The following is a 19,484-nucleotide window of genomic DNA, read 5'->3' on the forward strand; positions in this document are numbered from 1 at the left end:
CGGCCGCCCGGAATGGGGTTTGCGCAAGACCCTATCCGACGACAAGGGTTTGCCCTTTGGCGCCCCTCAATGACCTCGCTCTTGCCTTCAAACTGCCGTCACGTATCTCGTATAAGGATGCGGTTGTGGCGGGTGAAAAGGAAGGAGGCGAACCGATATGCAGCATGAACGCGAAATCGACGCCCTGCTCTCATCCGGCGAGACCGGATCGATCATCGACCGGCTGATGGCGCTGCCGCGGCCGACCGACAGCGTGAAAAACGAATGGGATCGTGCTGTCAGCAGCCGATTTGAAGTCCGTCTGGCGAGGCAGATGCGCTCGCAGATGGACGCCGGCAGCGATCGACAGAACGCAGCCTGATCTCCCTTTGTCCGTGCATGTCGTAATCCCAAAACCGCGACACACTTTTGGGCGACATGCATCAACCTCGGCGCAGCCTGACCGGGGCTTCGCCGAACGCTCTTGAAAACGCTCTGGAAAATGCCGCGGCGGACGAGAACCCCGTCCGCCCGGCAATATCCGCCATGGCGATCCGCGTGTCGACCACCAGCCGCCGCGCCGCGCCCAGCCGCAGCCTGAGATAATATGCGCCCGGCGTCTCGCCGATCGACTTGCGAAAAATGCTCTCCAATGTCCGCGCCGTCACCCCGGCGCGTTTTGCCACCGCGTCGATGGTCAGCGGCTGGTCGACATGCGATTCCATCAGCCGGATAGCCTGCGCCAGACGCGGGTCGTAGCCGTCGAGCCGGCCGAGCGAGACCAGCGGCTGCGCGTCGGTCGCGGCGCGCGCCTGGTCGTAGATGAAGACGCTGGCGACATCGAGCGCGACGGCCATGCCGAGCCGGGTGCGGATCAGATGCAGCATCAGGTCGAAGGTCGGCGACGCCCCGCCCGAGGTGAACACCGGTCCGTCGATGACGTAGCGGTCCGGACGCACGTCGACGCCGGGAAAGGCGGAGGAAAAATCCTCCATGTCTTCCCAATGGGTGGTGGCGCTGCGGCCTTCGAGGAGGCCGGCGCGCGCCACCAGCCATGTGCCGGCCTCGACGCCGCCGCAGGCGCGAGCCGCGCGGGCCGCTCGCCGTAATCCGGAAAGCAGAGCCGATGTCGCGTAATTCTGGGTGCCGAAGCCGGCGACGACGACAAGCACATCGGTCGGCTCGGCCGCATCGAAGCGGCCCCTGACCGCCACCGGCAGGCCGCATGTGGTGACCGGCGCCTCGCCGGTGACCGAGACCAGTTTGAAATCGAACAGCGTCTCGCCTGAGATGCGGTTGGCGGCGCGCAGCGGGTCGACGGTCGACGCCACGCACATGATGGACGAGCCTGAAAACACCAGCAGCGTCACCTTGAGCGGCGATCGCTCAGCGCGAAAGATGGTCGGTTTTTCGCTTTTGATCACGAGAGCTTCGTAAATTGCAAAACAGTTTCCGGCAAGTCGGTCATTGTTAGGGTCTGTTTCTATGGGGAGGAGATGTCCATGCCGCTCGCGATGAACCGTGAGGTTTTCATTACCTGTGCCGTGACCGGGTCCGGCGGCTCGCAGGACCGCTCCCCGCATGTGCCACGCTCGCCCAAGCAGATCGCCGATTCGGCGATCGATGCGGCCAAGGCCGGTGCCGCCATCGTCCACTGCCATGTCCGCGACCCCGAGACCGGCAAGCCGCGCCGCGATGTCCATCTCTACCGCGAAGTGACGGACCGCATCCGCGCGGCAGAAGTCGACGTGATCCTGAACCTGACCGCCGGGATGGGCGGCGACATGGTGTTCGGCTCACCGGAAGCGCCGCTGCCGCTCAATGAAAAAGGCACCGACATGGGCGGCGCCACCAACCGCATGGAACATGTGCGCCAGTGCCTGCCGGAAATCTGCACGCTGGATTGCGGCACCATGAACTTCGCCGAGGCCGATTATGTCATGACCAACACGCCCGGCATGCTGCGCGCAATGGGCGGCATGATGACGGCGCTCGGCGTCAAGCCGGAGATCGAAGCCTTCGATACCGGCCACCTCTGGTTCGCCAAGCAGCTGGTCGAAGAAAAGGTCTTGAATCCCGACGCGCTGGTGCAGCTCTGCATGGGTGTGCCGTGGGGGGCGCCGGACGACCTCAACACGTTCATGGCCATGGTTAACAACGTGCCGTCGACCTGGAACTGGTCGGCCTTCGCCATCGGCCGCAACCAGATGGCCTATGCAGCCGCTGCAGTGCTCGCCGGCGGCAATGTCCGCGTCGGTCTTGAAGACAATCTCTGGCTCGACAAGGGCGTGCTGGCCACCAATGCGCAGCTGGTCGAGCGCGCCGCCAGCATCGTCACCAATCTCGGCGCCAGGATTCTGGGACCCGAGGAAGTGCGCAAGAAGCTCAACCTGACCAAACGGGCGCCGATCGCAGCAGCTGCGTAAAACGGGAGCGGATCATGGCTACCGTCAAATTCACTGCGATGAAGGATGGCGACAGGCAAGACTACGAGTTCCTGACCGCCCATGAGATCGACTATGCCGCCAGGACCGGCGAGCGGCTGCTCGACGCTTTGGTGCAGCTCGACGAAGGCCTGTCCGGCTACAAGATCACCCGGCTCGGCCATTCGCTGCAGACGGCGACTCGTGCCTGGCGCGACGGCGCCGACACCGACTGGATCGCCTGCGCGCTGCTGCACGACATCGGCGACATCTACGCTCCCTACAATCACGACGAGTACGCCGCTTCGATCCTGAAACCTTTCGTGCGCGAACAATGCACCTGGGTGGTGGAAAAGCATGGCGACTTCCAGCGGCTCTATTACGCGCATCATCTCGGCGGCAACCGCCATGCTCGCGACCGCTTCGCCGGCCATGCCTATTTCGACGATTGCGACCAGTTCTGCGAACGCTGGGACCAGTCGAGCTTCGACCCGGACTACGACACGCTGCCGATCGCATTCTTCCGCCAGTTTGTGCTCGAAGTCTTCGCCCGCAAGGCCTACGACCCCTCCGTGATCCGCGTCGGCGAGCGCGTGCCTCTCATCGACCCTCAAACAGCCAAGACAAGAACCGGAGCCTGACCATGAGCATCATCAACAAGGCAGCCGCCATTGGCGGCGGTGTCATTGGCGCCGGCTGGGTGGCGCGGCTGCTGCTCAACGGCATCGACGTGTCGATCTTCGATCCGGACCCGGAAGCGTCGCGCAAGGTCTCGGAAGTGATGAAGGGCGCGCGCCGCGCCTACAGGCAGATGGTTCCCGGCGGCCTGCCCAGGGAAGGCAGACTGACCTTTGCCAAGACCATCGCCGAGGCGGTGGCCGACGCCGATTTCATCCAGGAGAGCGTGCCGGAGCGGCTCGACCTCAAACACCGCGTACTGGCCGAGATCGATCTCTACGCGCCGGCCAACGCCATTGTCGGCTCGTCCACCTCGGGCATCAAGCCGACCGACATGCAGGTGGCGATGAAGAAGCATCCGGAGCGTCTGGTTGTCGGACATCCCTTCAACCCGGTCTATCTGCTGCCGCTGGTCGAGATCGTCGGCGGCGAACAGACCTTTCCAGAGGCGATCGAGGTCGCAAAGGAGATCTATGCATCGATCGGCATGAAGCCGGTGGTGATCCGCAAGGAGATTGAGGCCTTTGTCGGCGACCGCCTGCTCGAAGCGGCGTGGCGTGAGGCGCTGTGGCTGATCAAGGACGGCATCTGCACCGTTGAGGAACTCGACGACATCATGCGCTATGGCTTCGGCCTGCGCTGGGCTCAGATGGGCATGTTCCAGGTCTACCGCGTCGCCGGCGGCGAGGCCGGCATGCGCCACTTTATGGCGCAGTTCGGGCCGTGCCTGAAATGGCCGTGGACCAAGCTGATGGACGTCCCGGAGTTCAACGACGAGCTGGTTGATCTGATCGCCACCCAGTCGGACGACCAGGCGCATGGCCTGTCGATCCGTGAGCTGGAAAAGATCCGCGACGACAATCTGGTCGCGATTATGGATGCTCTGTCGAAACAGAACAAAGGCAAGGGCTGGGGCGCCGGCGCCTTGCACAAGGACTATACCAGGCAATTGGCCAAGCTGGCGGCGAAGAAGCCGGCCGCATCCAGGGCCGCCGAGAAGTCCAAGGCATCCAAGCCGGTAAAGAAGGCGGAAAAACCGAAGAAAAAGAAGAAGGGCTGAAGACCATGGATTTCGGGCTGTCGGAGGAACAGAAGCTCATTGTCGAGACGACGCGCGCTTTCGTCGAGAACGAGCTTTACCCGCATGAACGCGAGGTCGAGCGCACCGGCGTGCTGCGCCGCGAGCTGATCGAGGAGATCAAGGTCAAGGCAATCGAAGCCGGGCTCTATGCGGCCAACATGCCGGCCGATGTCGGTGGCGCCGGCCTCGATACGGTGACTTGGCTGCTCTACGAGAAGGAACTCGGCCGCGCCAACTATGCGCTGCACTGGACCTGCGTCGCGCGCCCCTCCAACATCCTGCTCGCCGGCACGCCCGAGCAGCGCGAAAAGTACCTGTTCCCGTGCATCCGCGGCGAGAAGTGGGACTGCCTGGCGATGACCGAGCCCGGCGCCGGCTCCGACCTGCGAGGCATGAAGGCGACCGCGGTGCAGGACGGCGACGACTGGGTCCTTAACGGCACCAAGCATTTCATCTCCCATGCCGATCTCGCCGATTTCGCGATTTGTTTTATGGCTTCGGGCGAGGAAGAAACGCCGCGCGGCAAGCGCAAGAAGATCACCGCCTTCTTCGTCGACAAGGGCACCAAGGGGTTCACCGTGCGCGACGGATACCGCAACGTCTCGCATCGCGGCTACACCAACGCCATCCTCGAATTCGACGATTGCCGCCTGCCGGCAAGCCAGGTGCTGGGTGAGGTCCACAAGGGCTTCGACGTCGCCAATTCCTGGCTCGGCGCCACGCGCCTGCAGGTCGGCGCCACCTGTCTCGGCCGCGCCGAGCGGGCACTCGGCCACGCCATCGAATACTCGGCGCAACGCCAGCAGTTCGGCCAGCAGATCGGCAAGTTCCAGGGCGTGTCGTTCAAGCTCGCCGACATGGCGACGGAACTGAAGGCGGCGGACCTGATGGTGTTCGAAGCCGGCTGGAAGTACGATCAGGGCACCGTCACCGATCAGGACATGGCCATGGCGAAGCTGAAGGCTACCGAAATGCTCGCCTTTGTTGCCGACGAAGCAATCCAGATCCATGGCGGCATGGGGCTGATGGATGACCTGCCGCTGGAGCGCATCTGGCGCGACGCCCGCGTCGAGCGCATCTGGGAAGGGACGTCGGAAATCCAGCGCCACATCATTTCGCGGGCGCTGCTGCGCCCGTTCGGGGCATAACCCATGCACAAGCTTGAGCGTCTGTTGCGCCCAAAATCCATCGCGGTGTTCGGCGGGGCCCAGGCCGCCGCCGTCGTCGCCCAATCGATCAAGATGGGCTTTGTCGGCGAAATCTGGCCGGTGCATCCGAACAAGGACGAGGTCGCCGGCCGCAAGGCCTATCGCTCGGTCGCCGACCTTCCCGACGCGCCCGACGCCGCCTTTGTCGGCGTAAACCGGCATCTCACCATCGAGGTGATCAAGGCGCTGGCCAAGCGTGGCGCCGGCGGCGCCGTCTGTTTTGCCGCGGGCTTTCTTGAGACCGAGGCCTATGACGATGACGGCGAGCGGCTGCAGGCCGAACTGGTGGCTGCCGCGGGCCAGATGCCGATCATCGGGCCGAACTGCTACGGCCTGATCAACTATGCCGATGGCGCGCTGCTATGGCCCGACCAGCATGGCGGCATCAGGCTGCCCGAAGGCGCCAAGGGCGTCGCCATCATCACCCAGTCCTCCAACATCGCCATCAACATGACGATGCAGAAGCGCGGCCTGCCGATCGCCTTCCTGATGACCGCCGGCAACCAGGCGCAGACCGGCCTCTCCGAAATGGCGCTCGGCCTGATCGAGGACGAGCGCGTCACCTCGCTCGGCCTGCACATCGAAGCCTTCGATTCGGTAGCCGGCTTCGAGAAGCTGGCGGCGCGGGCGCGCGAACTGAAGAAGCCGATCATCGCCATGAAGGTCGGTCGCTCCGAACAGGCGCGGCAGGCGACGGTCTCGCACACGGCATCGCTGGCTGGCTCGGACGCTGCCTCGGGCGCATTCCTGCGGCGGCTCGGCATTGCCCGCGTCGATTCCATCCCCGCCTTCATCGAGGCGCTGAAGCTGCTGCATGTCACCGGGCCGCTGCCCGGCTATCGTCTGTCGTCGATGAGCTGCTCCGGCGGCGAAGCCTCTGTCATGGCCGACAGCGCCGAAGGCCGCTGGGTCAATTTCCCGGAGCTCACCAGCAAGCACCGCGCCCATGTCAAATCGACGCTCGGGCCGCTGGTCGCGGTCGCCAACCCGTTGGACTATCACACCTTCATCTGGAACAACGAGCCGGCGATGACCGCAACCTTCACCGCCATGGTGTCGGGTGGCTTCGACCTCAACATGCTGGTGCTCGATTTCCCGCGCCCCGACCGCTGCTCGGTCACCGACTGGTGGGCGACGCTGCGCGCCTTCGAATCGGCGCTGAAGACCAACAAGGCGCATGGTGCGATCGTCTCCTCGCTGCCGGAGAACCTGCCGGAGGAATACACCGCCGAACTGATGGCGCGCGGCATGGTGCCGTTGTTCGGCATCTCCGAGGCCATGGATGCCGCAGGTGCGGCAGCCTTCATCGGCTGGGCCTGGGCCGAGCCGCAGGCGCAGTCTATCGACACGTCGGCTGCAGGTGCGGCCGGAGGTGACCATGTCACCCCTGACGAGGCCGAAGCCAAGGCGCGGTTGATCAAGGCCGGCTTGCCTGTGCCGAAGGCAGAACGTGCCGCCAATGCTGTCGAGGCCGTCATCTCATCGATGGCGCTCGGCTTCCCGGTGGCGCTGAAGGCGCTCGGAGTCACCCACAAATCGGAAGTCGGCGCGGTCAGGCTGAACCTCAAGGACGCCGAATCCGTGAGCACGGCGGCGCATGATCTGCTGCCGCTCGGCACCGGCCTCTATCTCGAGCGCATGGTGCGCGACGGCGTTGCCGAGTTGATCGTCGGCTTCACCCGCGATCCGATGTTCGGCGCGGTCATGACGCTGGGCACCGGAGGCGTGCTGGTCGAGCTGTTGCGCGACAGCGTCACGCTGATGCTGCCGGCGACGCGCGACGACATCGAGGCCGCCCTGCGTGGCCTCAAACTGTTTCCGCTGCTCGACGGCTATCGTGGCCGGCCCAAGGCCGATGTCGGCGCTGCCATCGACGCCATCGCGGGCATTGCCGGCTTCGTGCAGACGAATGCCGGAGAGATCGAGGAACTCGACATCAATCCGCTGATCGTCTGCGCCGAGGGCAAGGGCGCCTGGATCGCCGACGCGCTGCTGGTGCTGGGAGAGAAGAAGAATGTCTGACGTCATTTCCACCCGCCGCGAGGGCACCATCCTCGAGGTCACGCTCGACCGGCCCAAGGCCAACGCCATCGACCTCAAGACCTCGCGGCTGATGGGCGAGACCTTCAAGGCGTTCCGCGACGATCCCGGATTGCGCGTCGCCATCGTCAAGACCGCCGGCGACAAGTTCTTCTGCGCCGGCTGGGATTTGAAGGCAGCCGCCGGTGGCGACGCGGTCGACGGCGACTATGGCGTCGGCGGTTTTGCCGGCCTGCAGGAGCTGCGCGACATGAACAAGCCGATCATTGCCTGCGTCAACGGCATGGCGGTGGGCGGCGGCTTCGAGCTGGCGCTGTCCTGCGACCTCATTTTCGCCTCCGACCATTCCTCCTTCGCCCTGCCCGAAATCCGCGCCGGCACGCTGGCTGATGCCGCGACGATCAAGCTGCCCAAGCGCATTCCCTACCATGTCGCCATGGACCTTCTGCTCACCGGCCGCTGGATGGATGTGGCGGAAGCGCATCGCTGGGGCCTGGTCAACGAAGTGCTGCCCAAGGACAAGCTCGAGGAGCGCGTCTGGGAGATCGCAAGGCTGCTCGCCAGCGGCCCGCCGCTGGTGTTCGCCGCGATCAAGGAGACGGCGCGGGTGGCGGAGGCGCTGACCTTCCAGGACGCGATGAACCGCGTGACGCGCCGGCAATTGGCGACGGTCGATGCGCTTTATGGCTCGGAGGACAATATGGAAGGGTTCCGGGCTTTTGCGGAAAAGCGCGACCCGGTGTGGAAGGGGAAGTAGCCTCTTTACCCTCCCCTCGATGGGGAGGGTCGGACCGAAGGTCCGGGGTGGGGTGATGCGCCACCACCCCCCACCCGCCGCTTCGCGGCGACCTCCCCCATCAAGGGGGAGGTAAAGGAGCTGCATGACCGACTACAAAACCCTCATCGACGCCGAGACCTGGGCCTTCATCGAGAAGACCAACTCCTACTATCCTCCCGACACGATCGACTACACCATCGCCCAGCAGCGTGCGATCTATGACAGGATGTGCCGCGAGTTTTTTGCCGGCTATCCCGATGGCGTGACGGCGGAAACGACAATCATTGCCGCCCACGACATCCCGATCCGCATTTATCGCAGCACGACACCGGGCCATGCCGCGATGGTGCTTTACATCCATGGCGGCGGCTTCATCCTCGGTGGGCTGGACAGCCATGACGATGTCTGCGCCGAGCTGTGCGCCCGGACCGGCTTCGAAGTGGTCTCCATCGACTACCGGCTGGCGCCGGAGCATCTGCACCCGGCCGCCTTCGACGATGCGCTGCATGCCTTCGAATGGACGGCCTCAAACTACGACTGCCCTATTTTGCTCTGCGGCGACAGCGCCGGCGGCAATCTCTGCGCGGCTCTCGCCCACGCGACGCGCAGCCATGCCAAAAAGTCGATCGGCCAGGTGCTGATCTATCCCGGCCTCGGCGGCGACCGTTCGCAAGGCTCCTATTTGACGCATGCGGAAGCGCCGATGCTGACGGTGCGCGATCTCGACTTCTACAGGGATGTCCGCACCGGCGGCCTCGATGGGACCGGCGACATCACTTTGTATCCACTGGCCGACGCAGATTTCATCGGCCTGCCACCGACAGTGCTGATCACCGCGCAATGCGACCCGCTGTCGTCGGACGGCGAGGCCTATCGCGATCGCGTCCTCGCTGCCGGCGGCCATGCCGCCTGGTTCGAGGAGCCGGGACTGGTGCACGGCTATCTCCGGGCCAGGCACACGGTTGGCCGGGCCCGCGCCAGCTTCAACCGTATCGTCGAAGCGGTGTCGGTGCTGGGCAAGGGCGACTGGATCTGGTGATCCGGCTCAACCGCGGACAAAGGCGATCAGTTCCTCAGCCATGCGATCGTTGAATTCCCGACGAAAGCGATTCTTCTTCAGCCATTCAGGGTTTGAGCCGACGGTCTTGTTGGCATCCACGACAACGCCTTTGCCATCGACAATGAAATAGTCGATGGCGCCGAAGTCCAGGTTGAGCCGCTGCCGCACCGCCAGCACTTCCGGTGGCACGGCGCCGCCCACCTCATTGCTCAGGATTTTTGAGCCGGCGCACAACACATCGTCGTAGACCTGCCGCATGTTGACCTCGGCACCGAGCAGGAACATGTAGCGGTGCTTGACGATGGGCAGGTCGAGGGTATCGAAAGCGAACTGTTCCACCATCAGGCGATTGTTGCGCCATACATCCCGCGGAACCTCGCCGATCGTCTGGTAGACCTTATAGGGCGGGCACAGGCGGTCCTTGTAGCCGGGTTCGAAGAGCTTGCGGATGGCATGCGCGCTCCTGGTCAGGCCGTTGCGATGCTGCCACCAGCGCTGCTCTGGTCGGCCCCTGGAGTTGAGGACCGTCTTGACGACAACCGGCCCCTTGTGGCTGTCGCCGGCCTCCAGCTTCAGTGTCGAATAAAGGTGCCGGTGGATGGACAGCGCGCGGCCATTGATGGTGCGGTCGTAGAGGTGGCCGAGCCCGCGGTACGTTGGCGGCACGACTGTCAGGTCGACATGCAGAAAGGCCACCGGCGCCCGATCTCGGCCGGCTGGCCGGTCGAGCAGGCGCACTTTCAATCCAGCCTGTTCCAGGTAAGGCAGCAACTGCGCGATGCTATAGCTCCGCACCAGTCGGAAATTGCGCAGGCTCTCTACATAGACATCGAGATCGGCGGCAGACACCGAACGCTATTCCTTGATATCGACGCCCGAGAAATCATGGTGATCAAAGGGGTCCATGACATAGCCCGTCACCTGTTCGCGCATCGGGATCGAGACCACGGAGTGGGCGATAGCGACCCACGGCATCTGCTCCCTGAAGATCGTTTGCGCCTGCGAATAGAGTTTTGCGCGGGCAGCGGGATCGACGATCCCGGCTGCCTGCTTGAGCAGATCGTCGAAGGCCGGAAAACACCAGTTGGCACGATTGGTGGTGCCGACGCCGGCACAGCCAAGCGGCACCGACAGGAAGTTATCGGGGTCGCCATTGTCGCCGGTGAAGCCGAACAGCATGGCGCCGTCGCGGTCGCGTGACTTCGAGCGGGCAAGGTATTCAGTCCACTCATACGTCACGACTTCCACGGTGACACCGATCTTTGCCAGGTCGGACTGGATCATTTCGGCCATACGCTGCGCATTCGGGTTATACGGACGCTGCACCGGCATCGCCCAGATCTTCATGTGCAGGTCTTTTACGCCGGCATCGGCGAGCCCCTGCCTGGCGGCAGCGGGGTCGAAGACATGATCGGGGCTCGTCTTGTCATAGGCCCAGGAGGTTGGCGGCAGCGGATTGCGTGCGACTTCGCCGGTGCCGCGGAATACGACGTCGACCAGCGCCTGCGTGTCGATGGCAATGGCGATCGCCTTCCTCACCCTTGGATCGTCGAAGGGCTTCTGCAAGGTGTTGAAGGCGAGGTATCCCGTATTGAGGCCCTCCTGCCGCATGACCTTGATTCCGGGCGTCGCCTTGATCGCCTCCAGGTCGGCCGGATTTGGATAGGGCATGAGATCGCATTCGCCGGCGCGCAGCTTTTCCATGCGAATGCTGGCATCGGTGGCAATGGCGAAGACGAGATCGTCGATCTTCGGCTTGCCGCGCCAGTAGTCCGGATTGGCCTTGTAGCGGATGACTGCATCCTGCTGGTAGTCGACAAGCTGGAACGGACCCGTCCCGACCGGATTCAGCGCCAGGTCGAGAAGCCGCTTCTCTGCGACGAGCTTGTCGGCATATTCCTTGGAAACGACCGAAGCGAAATCCATCGCCAGGTCGGCTAGCATCGGCGAATGCGGCGCCTTCAGCGTCATCACCACAGTATGGTCGTCAAGCTTGCGCCAACCGGCGACAAGATCCGGCATGCCGATGCCGTCGAAGTAAATGTACTGGCGTTTGGCGTAATTGTTGAACGGGTTCTGCGCGTTGGCCTGCCGGTCGAAGGTGAACAGCACGTCATCGGCATTGAAGTCGCGACTAGGCGTAAAGCCCTCGACGCTGTGGAATTTCACGCCCTGCCGCAGGTGGAATGTGTAGGTGAGGCCATCGTCGGAAATCTCCCAGCTTTCGGCAAGGCCGGGGCGCACCTTGGTGGTGCCGGGCTCGAACTCAACCATGCGGTTATAGAGAGCGGTGGCCGAGGCGTCGCGGGATCCGGAGGCGAGTGCGGGATCGAACGTATCGGGGCTAACCTCGGTGCAGTAGACCAAGGTCTTGGCTAAGGATTGATGGACCGGCAACGCACATGGAAAAAGCGCCGCCAGCAATAGAACGAAGTGCCTGCGTGTCATGATACCCCCCAGGGTTGGGAAGACGCTAGCAGAAGCCGGCACTGACGGTAAGTAAGCCGGCCGGTCTTTCGCGCGCCAAGACTGTTTTCCACCTGAGTTGACACAAGGAATTAGCCGCGCCTCTGTGAAATGGCGGACAGACCCGGCCGCCGTTTTGCATGAACCTTTCTGCTCCAGCCGGCGACTGACGACCAGGCGCCGCATGGTGCGGGCCGGAAAGGATGCCCCATGACCAGGACCCCAGAGGCTCCACGGTCTCCGGGACCAACGCAAGCTCAGCGCGACCACCGCCTTCGGGATGGAGTCGATGCGCTGGGCTTTCGGCTGATTCCGTTGACCCTGCGCAGGAGCAGGCGTATCGTGAAGATGAGGAAAGCAGACAATTCGATCAGGGACGAACGTGCCGGAACGCCGCGCCTTGCCCTGTTTCGCGCGGCCGGACCGGATGTTCCTCCCGAAAACTTCGGGGGGAGTTTTATGTCCTGCGATCGCGGCGCGTCCATGTCGTTTCCAAGCGGTTTCCGCCGTTCGCTCCATCTGGGCGGCGGTTTGCTTGCCCTGGCGCTGAGCGCCACGCTCTGGTTGGGCACAGCCGCCCAAGCGCAGGAAACCCAGATCGTCTATCCCGGCTCGATGGCGGTCACCGGATTTTCCGGCACCGTCATTCCCAATTTCGACTCTGCCGATTCCGAAAGGGGGGGGCTGCCGCCCGGCGTCGACCCGGTCGACGAAACCTTCATCGACACGACGCGCGCCACCTTGCGCGTCTTCGACGTTTCGGCGCTCGGCGGACCGGCTTCCGGCCAGCTCGTCTACACGCCGCCGCCTTTCGAGGTGACGGCCGAACAGATCGGCCAGGTATTCGCCATCACCTATGATGACGGTATGCGCGACGGCGTTCCCTCGGGCGTCCCCAATCTCTATGCCGGCGCTACCTCGCTGCACGGCATCCGTATCGTCACCCCGGACGAAGATGCCGACGGTCGGCCCGAGCGACAGCGCCGCGGCACCGCAGGCGCCGTCTTCATGGACGGCCAGTTCGGCACCGAAAGCGGTGGCGGTCCGGGCACGATCTGGAAGATCGACGGCATCACCGGCGCGGTCTCCAAATTCGCCGACATAGACACCAACAGCGGTTCCGGCATCGGCGACATCAGCTTCGACAGCAATCACCGCGAGTTCTTCGCCAGCGATCTCGACACCGGCCTCATCCACCGCCTCGACGCCAACGGCACGCTGATCGACACATTCGATCACGGCGTTGCCGGGCGGCCGGCGCATGGGCTGGCTCCCGTCGCCGATGACGGTGCGGTGATGGACATACAGGGTGCTGCCTTCGACTCGGAAGACCCCGACACATGGGGCTACACGCAGGACGAACGCCGCGTCTGGTCCGTCGCCTATCATGGCGGCCGGCTCTATTATTCGGTCGGCGAAAAGGCCGAGATCTGGTCGGTTGGCATTGCCCGCGATGGCAGCTTTGCCGGTGATCCGCGCTGGGAGCTGACGGTCAAGGCCGACAAGGACTACGCCGTCACCGACATCGCCTTCGACAACCAGGGCTTCATGTATCTGGCGCAGCGCGGCCCGGTCGAGAATCGCTACGATTACAGCCAGTTCGCCGATTCCGGCAAGGGCGAGGTCATCCGCTACTGGCGCGAAAACCCGGACGATCCGGCGACGGAATCGGTCTGGGTGGAAGAGCCGCAGGAATATGCAGTCGGCTTCCCGCAAGGCAACCGGCAGTCGGCCGGTGGGCTCGACCTGCAATATGGCTATGACGCCGACGGCAATCTCGACACCGGCGTGTGCACCGACACGCTGGTCAACACCGGCGACAAGCTGCGCGACAACCCGACACTTGCCGACCAGCTCGCCGCCGGCGGGCCGCTTGCCGTGCACGGCGTGCAGATCACGCCGACGCCGTTGGTCAAGCCGGCCAACGTGCCGCCTTTCGGCTCGTGGTTCGTCGACTTCCACGGCTATTTCGAAGACCCAGAAGTGGAAGGCCATGTCGGCGACGTCGAGGTCTGGCACCCCTGCGACGGCCGTGCCGGCTATTATGAAGAGATCCCAGGCGGTTATCTGCCGCCGTTCTATCCGCCGGGCTTCCCACCGCCCGGCGATCTGCCTCCGTGCATCGATGTCGAGGATGTTCAGTTCTACTGCACGCCTCGCGGCCTCCAGGCCGACCTCTATCTCCATGACCATGCCGGCTTTGGCGGCGATTCGATCAAGGTCCAGTCCATGACACCAGGCGTCGGGGTGACATCACCCCAGTCGCATGCTCCCGGTAAGCCTTACACGGTCGACATCACCGGCCATTCTCCGGGCGACAGAGTCGATGTTGGACTTTGCTTCTACAGGCAGTCCGACAAGGACAAGGGTGGCTACTACCCTTGCTGCAAGATGACTTTGCCGCTCAGAACCCCAGCCGTCAGCTGCGAACGTTGAGGAGGGGAAGATGAAAAATCTCGCACTTTCCCCGACCGCGAACAGCAGTCAATCCAACGTCATGGAGACCATCATGAAACCCCTGTCATATGCCAGGCGCGGCGCGCGCTGGCTGATGGCGGCCGGTATCGCGGTCGCCATGTTCACCCCTGTGGCAAGCCACGCCGAAGATGCAGTCCCGATCACTCCGGAACTGCGGCTCGACCTCGACAATTCAAAAATCGTCAATCCGAGGCCGGAACGGATCGTGCCGTTCTTCACCAAAACAGGCACACAGAGGAGCTGCGACTACGTCGTCTACTCTCTGAGCTTTGGCCTGCGCGGCGACTCGCAAGGCTTTGCCGACCCAAGCTTTTCGGCCAGGCTGAAGAAACTCCAACTCGACTTCAAGGATCAGCTTCCGCACGGTCTTGCGATCGTCAACGTCAACGTGTCCGGCGACGGCACGGATGCGTCTGGCGGACCGCTGCCGGGTGCGACAATCAGCACCTCGGCTAATCCGAACGATACGGCAAGGGTTTCCGATTTCCGGATTTCCACCACCGATCTCGACGGCGCTGGGGCTGGCAATGAACGCGTCATCAATTTCAAGATCACCGCCAAGATCGACCATGCGGCGTTTCCTTCGCCGACCATCGTCGACAACCAGGGCATGATCAAGGTGACGCCGGGCGTCGGCACGGGGGCCATCATCCCGTCGCAGGATCCGGGCAAGCCCGACGACGGCGACTACAAGACCGGGGCCAAGACCTCGATCAAGATCGACCTCACCAATTGTGACAAGCGGCCTCCGCCTCCCGACCGGGAATGTTTCAAGGTGGAGCGCGGCACGGTCGATTGCATGCAAGGCGGCGGCGCGTTCATCTACCACATGCCTGTCGGCCCGGAGATGGGCGGCAAATGGGTGCAGGTATCGACGACGACCCCAGGCATCACCATCATCCCCGACACGCAAATGGTGCCGGCGGGCGGCGGTGTGCTGAACTGGAAGATCGTCGGTGCGTCGCCCGGCGACGTCATCCACCTCATCGTCACCGGCATCGAGACCTATGCCGGCCCGAAGGAGGGCTGGGGACTATGCTGCACGCAGACCATCGACATCGTCATCCCGCGTGACTTGAGATGTCCGCCCAAGGACAAGGAACCGGACCTCAAGGTCGAGAAACGCGCCGACGTGACGCGTTGCACGATGGGCGGCGGCTGCGACTTCACCATCAAGGTCACCAATGTCGGCGACGGGCCGTATCACGGCAAGATCGTGCTCGATGAGGTGACGCTGCCGGCCGGCTCGACTCTGGATGCAGGGCCCAATCCGCCCTGGGTATGCATGCCCGGCGTGACCCCGATGACGTGCACCTATCCGGTGACCACGCTCAATCCGGGGGCCTCCATCAACCTCAAGCTCGGCTTCAAGCCGGCGGGTGGTTGGCAAGGCAGCGCGTTGCGCAACTGCGCCACCTATAATTACGGCGCCAGCGGCAAGCCGCTGTTCGGCAGCCAGCAGAACGATCGCGGCTGTGCCTCGATCCCGATCTGCCGGCGTGGCGACCGCGACCGCGATTGCCGGCCCCCAGTCGACAAGAAGGTCGACTTGATCCTGAAGAAGCGTGCCCGCATCCCGGTCTGCACGCCCGACGGCATCTGCTACTTCGTGATCGACATCATCAACAATGGCAGCGTCCCCTATAATGGGCCGTTGACGGTTGTCGACAATTACCCGGGCGGCGCGCCGGCCTCTTCGACCTTCGGCCCGTCTCCGCCCTGGACATGCGGACCGAACGGTCCCGGCCAGTTCCGCTGCGACAATGCCGGCATCGTGCTGATGCCGGGCGCATCGACGCCGATCGTCGTCAGGGCGGTCATGCCGGCCGGCTACCAGTCGGATTCGGTCGAGAACTGCGCGGCGCTGAAGCCCGTCTCCGGTGAGGTCGACCTCACCAACAACAAGGCCTGCGCCAAGGAACGCTTCCGTCATCCCAATGGCGGCAAGCCGACCCTACGCATCACCAAGGTCTGCAATGGCTCGCTCGCCGGTGCGGCGGTGGTTTCCTGCCGCATCACCGTCATCAGCCTTGGCACCTCTGCCCCCACCGGTCCGGTGCGGGTCAACGATGCTGCCACGCTGATATCGGGTGGCGCGCCGGTCCAGATCCAGACCGTCACACCCGACGGTGCGGAATGGGCCTGCGGAGCGGTTCCGGCCAATGCGCTGTCATGCCAGATACCCGGCGCCGCGATGACGCCCGGAACCTCCAGGCACTTCGACGTGACGGTCTTGGCCAATGGCGCGTTCGAGAACTGCGCACGCGGCTCATACGGCCCGGCCCCTGGAGACGACGTCGTCTACCCGATCGGCCAGGCCTGCGCCAAGGGCGGCGGCACGTCCACCATTAGCGTCAAGAAGACCGGCGATGCCGAGTGCCAGCCGGGGCAACCCTGCTCGTTCGAGATCACCATCACCAATGATGGCCAGACCGCCTTCTCCGGTCCGGTCCGCATCGGCGATGCGATCGGGGTGGACGGCCTGGGGCGGCTGCAAGGCGTCGCGATCACCTCGATCGAACCGCCCTTTGGCTGCTCGCCCGAACCGACGACCTTGCCGTTGACCTGCATTGCCAACCTGACGCTCGGCGCCGGGGAAAGCCATGTGCACAAGGTCACCGTGGTCCTTCCCGACGCTCCCCTGGTCAATCTGCGGGGCAACGTCAGCGGCCAGAACTGCGTCGGCGTCTTGTCTCCCGACACCAGGGTGCAAGGCGGCGGCGACGTACTGCCCGGCGACCTGACCAACGTCCAGGGCGATCGCGGCAAGGCCTATGCCTGCCATCCGTTCACCATCAAGCGCGAGGTGAAGAAGGAATGCTCGCCAGGCTTCGTCATGAACGATGCCGGCCGGTGCGTGTGTCCGGAAGGCACGACGTTCCGCAACGGCCAGTGCTCGCCCGACGGCGGCGTCATCATCCAGCCGAAGGATCCGAGGCCCTGCGTGCTGCTCAAGGGCCAGATCCGCACCGAGGATGGACGCTGTGTCTGCCCGCGCGGAACCGAGCTTGAGAACGGCGCTTGCGTCAAGACCGACAACCCTGGCTGCACCATCCCCGGTTCGGTCCCGACGTCGGACGGCAATGGCTGCTACTGCCCGGAAGGTACGCATCTCGACCGACAGGCAAATGCCTGCGTGCGCGACAAGCAGAAGCCTCAGGAGTGCGGCATACGCGGCCAGGTTCATGACGCCGATGGCGATTGTGTCTGCCCGCGTGGGACAGAGGTGCGCAATGGAGCCTGCCGGCCGATCCGGCCAAAGCCTGAACAATGCTCGATCCGTGGTCAGATCCAAAACGCCAATGGCGATTGCGTCTGCCCGGACGGCACAGAAGTCAGGGGCAAGGTCTGCCGGCCGATCCGGCCGAAGCCCGAGCAGTGCTCGATCCGCGGCCAGGTCCACGACGCCAACGGCAATTGTGTCTGCCCGCGGGGTACCGAGGTGCAAGGCAATGCCTGCCGGCAGAAGAAGCCTGTGCTGGAACAGTGCGACATACGCGGCCAGGTGCACAACAAGCGCGGCGAGTGTGTTTGCCCGCGCGGCACCCAGGTGATCGACGGCGCATGCCGCAAGCCGAGGCCGCAGGTGGGAGACTGCGCCCCGGGCTCGCAGATGGTCGGCGGCCAGTGCGTGCCGATCATCAGGCGGCGCTGCCCCGAAGGCACCGTTGGTCGGTTCCCGAACTGCAGAGCCATCCGGCAGCAGCCGTCGCTCGATCCGACCCTGTTGCTCAATCCAGGTGTCCTTCAGCAGTTCATACCGAAGCGCACGCCGCAGACGCAGGTACAGCCGCAAAGGGATCCGGCGGCCAACTTCAAGCCATAGGATCTGGATACGAGTCAAAATTCAGAGCCCCGTCGGAGCGATCCGGCGGGGTTTTCCTTGGGCGCGCTGCGGCGATCGGGCGGCCAGGTATTCGCCGAACCCGCTGCCGGGCGCAGCAAATACCGACTTTCCCTTTTCGGGATCATGGTCTAGAGCAGTTCATCGTTTCGTGGAAACGCCGAACCGCTCTATCTCTTTGTTTTCACGCAATTCCGGACGGAAAGCCGTTCCCACTTTTCCTGGAATTGCTCTAGCAGTCGTCAAGGCCGCGCCCGCAAACAGGGCGCCCAAAGGGGCCGCATCATGAGCAGGAAGACCCTGATCGCGCCATCGGTGCTGGCGTCGGATTTCTCGAAGCTCGGCGACGAGGTCGAGGCGGTGGCGGCGGCCGGCGCCGACTGGATTCATCTCGACGTGATGGACGGGCATTTCGTGCCCAACATCACCTTCGGCCCGCCGGTGATCAAGGCCATCCGCAACCGCACCAAGGCCTTTTTCGACTGCCATTTGATGATTGCGCCGGCCGATCCTTATCTGGCCGCCTTTGCCGATGCCGGCTGCGACGGCATGACCGTGCATGCCGAGGCCGGACCGCATCTCGACCGCTCGCTTCAGACCATCAAGGATCTCGGCAAGAAGGCTGGCGTATCGCTCAATCCGGCGACGCCGGAAAGTGCGATCGAATATGTGCTCGACCGGCTTGACCTGATCCTGATCATGACCGTCAATCCGGGCTTTGGCGGCCAGGCCTTCATCCCGGCCATGGTCGACAAGGTCAAGCGGGTGAAAGCGCTGATCGGCAACCGGCCGATTCGCATTGAGATCGACGGCGGCGTGTCGCCGGAAACCGCCCCCCTGGTCACATCAGCCGGCGCCGATGTGCTGGTGGCAGGCGCCGCCATCTTCAAGGGCGGCAGCGTCGAAGCCTACCGGGCCAATATAGAAGCCATCCGAACCGCGGCCGACCGGGCTGCCGGCTGACATCAGTTCCAGGGCAAGTTCCCGGCTGGTCGGTTCTCCTCGGCCTGATCTCCCTGCCTGATCCTTCGATCTCCCAAAAAGCCGTCAACGGGTGGCAGCCGCAAGGGCATCGCGGCAAGCGACAGGATCGCGGCATCCGGCACTAGTTTTGGCCCATAAATCTAGTGGATAACTGCCGAAGGGATCTGCATGCGGGGAGAGGTCAATCCGGCGGCATGACGCGCGTTAAGAAAAAATTATCCGTATTCGGGATCTCGAAGCTGTTTCTCGAGGGCACCTGCCATGCTGGCAGACAAACTTTCTTCAGAAGAACAAGTTTTTCACGATTTTAGTTACTTCCGGCGGATAAGATGCGGTCAACCTTCCTCTTTAAGTCGAATATCGTGATCTTTCGCTTGAGGGGCGGATGCCTTAGGAGTTACAGTAAATTTACAGGGGAAATCGTTTGCTTCGCGAACGGGCTAGCGGAGCATGGGAGAGCTACAG

At 63.7% G+C, this 19,484-nt stretch carries 14 protein-coding genes; 11 read left to right on the forward strand and 3 right to left on the reverse strand.

Annotated features, from left to right (window positions below; genetic code table 11):
- Positions 1-157: 157 nt before the first annotated feature.
- Complete coding sequence (locus X750_RS161545) at positions 158-361, forward strand: hypothetical protein (RefSeq protein WP_023668865.1); 204 nt, start codon at positions 158-160, stop codon at positions 359-361.
- A gap of 61 nt (positions 362-422) precedes the next feature.
- Here X750_RS161545 and X750_RS161540 read toward each other — a convergent pair whose 3' ends face one another.
- Positions 423-1,403: a GlxA family transcriptional regulator gene (locus X750_RS161540; protein ID WP_023668864.1), complete on the reverse strand. Its 981-nt coding sequence runs from the start codon at positions 1,401-1,403 to the stop codon at positions 423-425.
- A 78-nt stretch (positions 1,404-1,481) separates the two neighbouring features.
- Between X750_RS161540 and X750_RS161535 the strand changes: the two genes are divergently transcribed.
- The 7 genes from X750_RS161535 to X750_RS161505 all read left to right on the forward strand — a co-directional run bounded on the left by X750_RS161535 (position 1,482) and on the right by X750_RS161505 (position 9,226).
- Positions 1,482-2,405, forward strand: coding sequence for a 3-keto-5-aminohexanoate cleavage protein (locus X750_RS161535; protein WP_023742557.1), 924 nt, complete (start codon positions 1,482-1,484; stop codon positions 2,403-2,405).
- Between the two features lie 14 nt (positions 2,406-2,419).
- The gene (locus tag X750_RS161530) at positions 2,420-3,043 is read left to right on the forward strand and encodes an HD domain-containing protein (protein ID WP_023742556.1); all 624 of its coding nucleotides are present in this window, start codon (positions 2,420-2,422) and stop codon (positions 3,041-3,043) included.
- Positions 3,044-3,045: 2 nt separating this feature from the next.
- Positions 3,046-4,140 (forward strand): carnitine 3-dehydrogenase, encoded by a 1,095-nt coding sequence (locus tag X750_RS161525; protein WP_023742555.1) that lies wholly within the window; start codon positions 3,046-3,048, stop codon positions 4,138-4,140.
- A gap of 5 nt (positions 4,141-4,145) precedes the next feature.
- The gene (locus tag X750_RS161520) at positions 4,146-5,309 is read left to right on the forward strand and encodes an acyl-CoA dehydrogenase (RefSeq protein ID WP_023684275.1); all 1,164 of its coding nucleotides are present in this window, start codon (positions 4,146-4,148) and stop codon (positions 5,307-5,309) included.
- Positions 5,310-5,312: 3 nt separating this feature from the next.
- Positions 5,313-7,391 (forward strand): acetate--CoA ligase family protein, encoded by a 2,079-nt coding sequence (locus X750_RS161515; protein WP_023742554.1) that lies wholly within the window; start codon positions 5,313-5,315, stop codon positions 7,389-7,391.
- Positions 7,384-8,166, forward strand: coding sequence for a carnitinyl-CoA dehydratase (locus X750_RS161510; RefSeq protein WP_023711294.1), 783 nt, complete (start codon positions 7,384-7,386; stop codon positions 8,164-8,166). Before X750_RS161515 ends, X750_RS161510 begins: the two co-directional genes overlap by 8 nt.
- Before the next feature lie 124 nt (positions 8,167-8,290).
- Positions 8,291-9,226, forward strand: coding sequence for an alpha/beta hydrolase (locus X750_RS161505; RefSeq protein ID WP_023742553.1), 936 nt, complete (start codon positions 8,291-8,293; stop codon positions 9,224-9,226).
- 6 nt (positions 9,227-9,232) lie between these two features.
- On the opposite strand, the gene X750_RS161500 is transcribed toward X750_RS161505, so the two are convergent.
- Both X750_RS161500 and X750_RS161495 read right to left on the reverse strand, forming a co-directional pair.
- Positions 9,233-10,096, reverse strand: a complete 864-nt coding sequence (locus X750_RS161500; protein ID WP_023746595.1) for a hypothetical protein — start codon at positions 10,094-10,096, stop codon at positions 9,233-9,235.
- A gap of 6 nt (positions 10,097-10,102) precedes the next feature.
- Positions 10,103-11,695, reverse strand: coding sequence for an ABC transporter substrate-binding protein (locus X750_RS161495; RefSeq protein ID WP_023746596.1), 1,593 nt, complete (start codon positions 11,693-11,695; stop codon positions 10,103-10,105).
- 501 nt (positions 11,696-12,196) lie between these two features.
- Between X750_RS161495 and X750_RS161490 the strand changes: the two genes are divergently transcribed.
- The 3 genes from X750_RS161490 (at position 12,197) to rpe (ending at position 18,998) form a co-directional block, all read left to right on the forward strand.
- Positions 12,197-14,149 (forward strand): hypothetical protein, encoded by a 1,953-nt coding sequence (locus X750_RS161490; RefSeq protein WP_245271801.1) that lies wholly within the window; start codon positions 12,197-12,199, stop codon positions 14,147-14,149.
- A gap of 10 nt (positions 14,150-14,159) precedes the next feature.
- Positions 14,160-18,017, forward strand: coding sequence for a hypothetical protein (locus X750_RS161485; protein ID WP_023746598.1), 3,858 nt, complete (start codon positions 14,160-14,162; stop codon positions 18,015-18,017).
- A 303-nt stretch (positions 18,018-18,320) separates the two neighbouring features.
- Complete coding sequence (gene rpe, locus X750_RS161480) at positions 18,321-18,998, forward strand: ribulose-phosphate 3-epimerase (protein ID WP_023746599.1); 678 nt, start codon at positions 18,321-18,323, stop codon at positions 18,996-18,998.
- The last annotated feature ends 486 nt before the right edge of the window (positions 18,999-19,484 follow it).

This window comes from Mesorhizobium sp. LNJC391B00, assembly GCF_000502535.1.
In the GTDB taxonomy this organism is placed as follows: Bacteria; Pseudomonadota; Alphaproteobacteria; order Rhizobiales; family Rhizobiaceae; genus Mesorhizobium.